Source organism: Bradyrhizobium sp. SHOUNA76 (assembly GCF_023006445.1).
In the GTDB taxonomy this organism is placed as follows: Bacteria; Pseudomonadota; Alphaproteobacteria; order Rhizobiales; family Xanthobacteraceae; genus Bradyrhizobium.
In genome coordinates this window covers 1-3,051 of sequence record NZ_JALBHA010000636.1, presented here as the reverse complement: position 1 = coordinate 3,051, position 3,051 = coordinate 1, and the positions used below count along the sequence as shown (strand labels likewise).

At 65.2% G+C, this 3,051-nt stretch carries 4 protein-coding genes; all 4 read right to left on the bottom strand.

Features of this window, described 5'->3' with window-relative positions; genetic code table 11:
• A partial coding sequence (locus MOV74_RS34840; protein WP_246931578.1) for a type I secretion system permease/ATPase occupies window positions 1–1,089 on the bottom strand: 1,089 nt, incomplete at its 3' end.
• Between the two features lie 253 nt (window positions 1,090–1,342).
• Entirely contained in the window at window positions 1,343–1,612 is a 270-nt protein-coding gene (locus MOV74_RS34835) for a GlsB/YeaQ/YmgE family stress response membrane protein (protein ID WP_246931568.1), read from the bottom strand.
• A 168-nt stretch (window positions 1,613–1,780) separates the two neighbouring features.
• Window positions 1,781–2,758, bottom strand: a complete 978-nt coding sequence (locus MOV74_RS34830; protein WP_246931566.1) for an ABC transporter ATP-binding protein — start codon at window positions 2,756–2,758, stop codon at window positions 1,781–1,783.
• On the bottom strand, window positions 2,755–3,051 hold a 297-nt coding region (locus MOV74_RS34825; protein WP_246931564.1), incomplete at its 5' end, for an amidase family protein. The genes MOV74_RS34825 and MOV74_RS34830, both read right to left, overlap by 4 nt.

The window sequence follows — 3,051 nt, the reverse complement described above, 5'->3', positions numbered from 1 at the left end:
GAGGCCGTTGCCCGCGGCGAGCGTGAAGGTGATGTCCTGCACGATGAGGCGCTGGTCGCCGGGCGGCACCATGGCGACGCCTTCCACCGAAAGCCGGCTGGTGGGCGCCTGCAACTGGGTCGGCATCGCCTGCGCCGGCATCTGCTCCAACAGGCGCGTGAGGCGATGCCAGCTCTGGCGTGCCGCGACAAAGGATTTCCAGTGCGCAATGGCGAGATCGACCGGTGCAAGCGCGCGGGCGGAGAGGATCGAGCCGGCAATGATAATGCCGGCAGTCGCCTCCTGGTGGATGACCAGATAGGCGCCGACCGCGAGCACGGCCGATTGCAGCATCATGCGCAGCACCTTTGCGACCGCACCGAGGCCGCCGGCAACGTCGCTCGCACGCTGATTGCCGGCGAGATATTTTTCGTTGGCCTCGCTCCAGCGCGCGTTCATCCGGCCGGCCATGCCCATCGACACCATGACTTCGGCGTTGCGGCGGCTGGCCTGGGCGAGATCGTTGCGCTGGGCGGCAAGGCCCATCGCCTCGCGCGCCGGCTGGCGGGACATGAACTCGGTGACCAGCGTCAGGCCGACCAGGATGATGGCGCCGATCAGCGCGGTGATGCCGATCATGACGTGGAAGGCGAAGCAGATGGCCAGATAGAGCGGCAGCCAGGGCAGGTCGAAGAATGCGCTCGGGCCCATGCCGCCGAGGAACGAGCGGACATTGTCGAGATCACGCAGCGGCTGGAGACCTTCGTTGCGGCTGCCCACCAGGAGCGGCAGGCGCACGATGGTATCGAACACGCGCTTGTTGAGGGCTTCGTCCAGGGCGGTGCCGACCCGCCCCAGGATCCGGTTGCGGATCATGTCGAGCACGCCCTGCGCCATGTAGAGGAAGCAGGCGAGGATGATGAGGCCGACAAGGGTGGGAATGCTGCGGCTCGGCAGCACCCGGTCGTAGACCTCCAGCATGAAGATCGACCCGGTCAGGTAGAGCAGGTTGATCATGCAGCTCATCAAGCCGACGCCGACGAACGCCGTGCGACAAGCGCGCAAGGCGTCACCGAGCTCTGAACGGCGGACGCCAGGGATGGCTGCCATCGGTCTGGTCTCTTTCCGGTGAGAGGCAAAGCCCCTGATTTCAAAGGCGAAATCAGAAGTACTTGACCCGGATTAACATCGCGTTTTCCGCCCGTCCAACGCAGTCGACCTAATCCAGGCCTCCATAAGCCACATCTACCCCTGATGGCCTCGCGCGCAAGTCCGGAATTTCACAGGCTTGCGGCTTTTTCTTGCGGGCTTTCAGGCTCTTCCCGGAAAAGCAGAGCCCGAAAGTTCCGATCCGCGGAGCGCGCTAGAACCGGCCCCCGCCACGCACCAGCCGCACCACCAGCAGCAGGATGACCGCGCCGATGGCGGAATAGATGATCTCCGACACCAGGCCCGTGCCGAGACGAATGCCAAGTTTCGGAAACAGGAAGCTCGCCACCAGCGCGCCGGCGATGCCGACCACGATGTCGCCGATGATGCCGAACCCGGTCCCGCGCACAACCTTGCCGGCGAGCCAACCGGCCACCAGGCCGACGAACAGGATGACAAGCAGGCCTTCGTTGGAAATGTACATAAGTGAGGTCCCTCTCCGTGAACGGAGCCATGGAACGGGAACCGGGATGAATGGGGCGTGAATGCTGTTCCCCGGCGGCTGGTTGCGGCTGGGAAGAGAAAAAGCCGAAAACAACCCCATGCACAGTAGCCAAGTCGGTGTTGTCGCAGAAAAATTTCGAAGTGAGTGTTACGGCACTGCGGCCGCCTGCTCCGCCAGCACACATCGCGCCGCCCGGCCCGGCCCGACCTCCACATTCGCAGGCAATTGCTCCAGGCAACGAGGCTGGGCCGCCGAACAACGGGGGGCGAAGGAGCAGTTGTGGGGCTTTTCGCCCAGCGAGGGCGGCGTGCCGGGGATGGTTTCGAGGCGCTGCCCCCGCTTGGCGCCGTGGATGGTCGAAGCGAGCAGGCCCTTGGCATAGGGGTGCACGGGCGAGCGGACGATGTCGCGCAAGGTCCCCTGCTCCACGATCTGGCCGGCATACATCACCGCGACGCGGTCGCAGATCTCGATCGCGACGCCGATGTCGTGGGTGACGAAGATGACGGACATGCCGAACTCGCGCTGCAGCTCGCGCAGCAACAAGAGGATCTGGATCTGCACGGTGGCGTCGAGCGCCGTGGTCGGCTCGTCCGCCAGCAGGATTTTTGGACGGCAGGCCAGCGCCAGCGCAATCATGGCGCGCTGCCGCATGCCGCCGGACATCTCGTGCGGATAAGCCTCCAGCCGCCGCTTGGCGGAGGGGATACGCACGACCTCGAGCATTTCCAGCGCCCGCGCCCTGCCCTCCGCGTAACTCTTGCCTTCGTGGCGCACGACACTTTCGGCGATCTGCGCGCCGATGGTGTAGACCGGGTCCAGCGCCAGTGCCGGCTCCTGGAAGATCATCGAGACGGTCTGGCCGCGGAACGACGACAGCTCCTCGTCGTTCATGGCGAGCACGTCGCGACCCATCACGTTGACCGTGCCCGAAATCTGCGTGCGCTTCTTCGGCAGCAGCCGCATCAGCGCACGCAAGGTCACGCTCTTGCCAGAGCCGGATTCGCCGAGCAGGCCCAGCACCTCGCTGGTTCCGAGCGAGAGGCTGAGATCGTTCACGGCATAGACCGTGCGCTCGCCGGTGAAGCGGATGTTGAGGCCTGAGATCTCGACGAGATTTGTCATGACGGCAGTTTCGGCAATCGATCGTGATAGTCGGTGACGCGCTGGAAGGCGGCGCCGATGGTGAGCAGGGTCGCTTCATCGAAGGAGCGGCCGATCAGCTGCATGCCCACAGGAAGGCCGCTTTTGGTGAAGCCGGACGGTACGGTGAGCGACGGCAGGCCGAGATAGTTCACCGGGCGGGTGAACAGGGTCAGGCGCTGCACCATGGCCGGCGCATTGGGGCCGCCGCCGACATCGCTCTCCTCGATCGTCGGCGCCGGCACCGGCGAGGCCGGTGCGATCACCGCATCGAC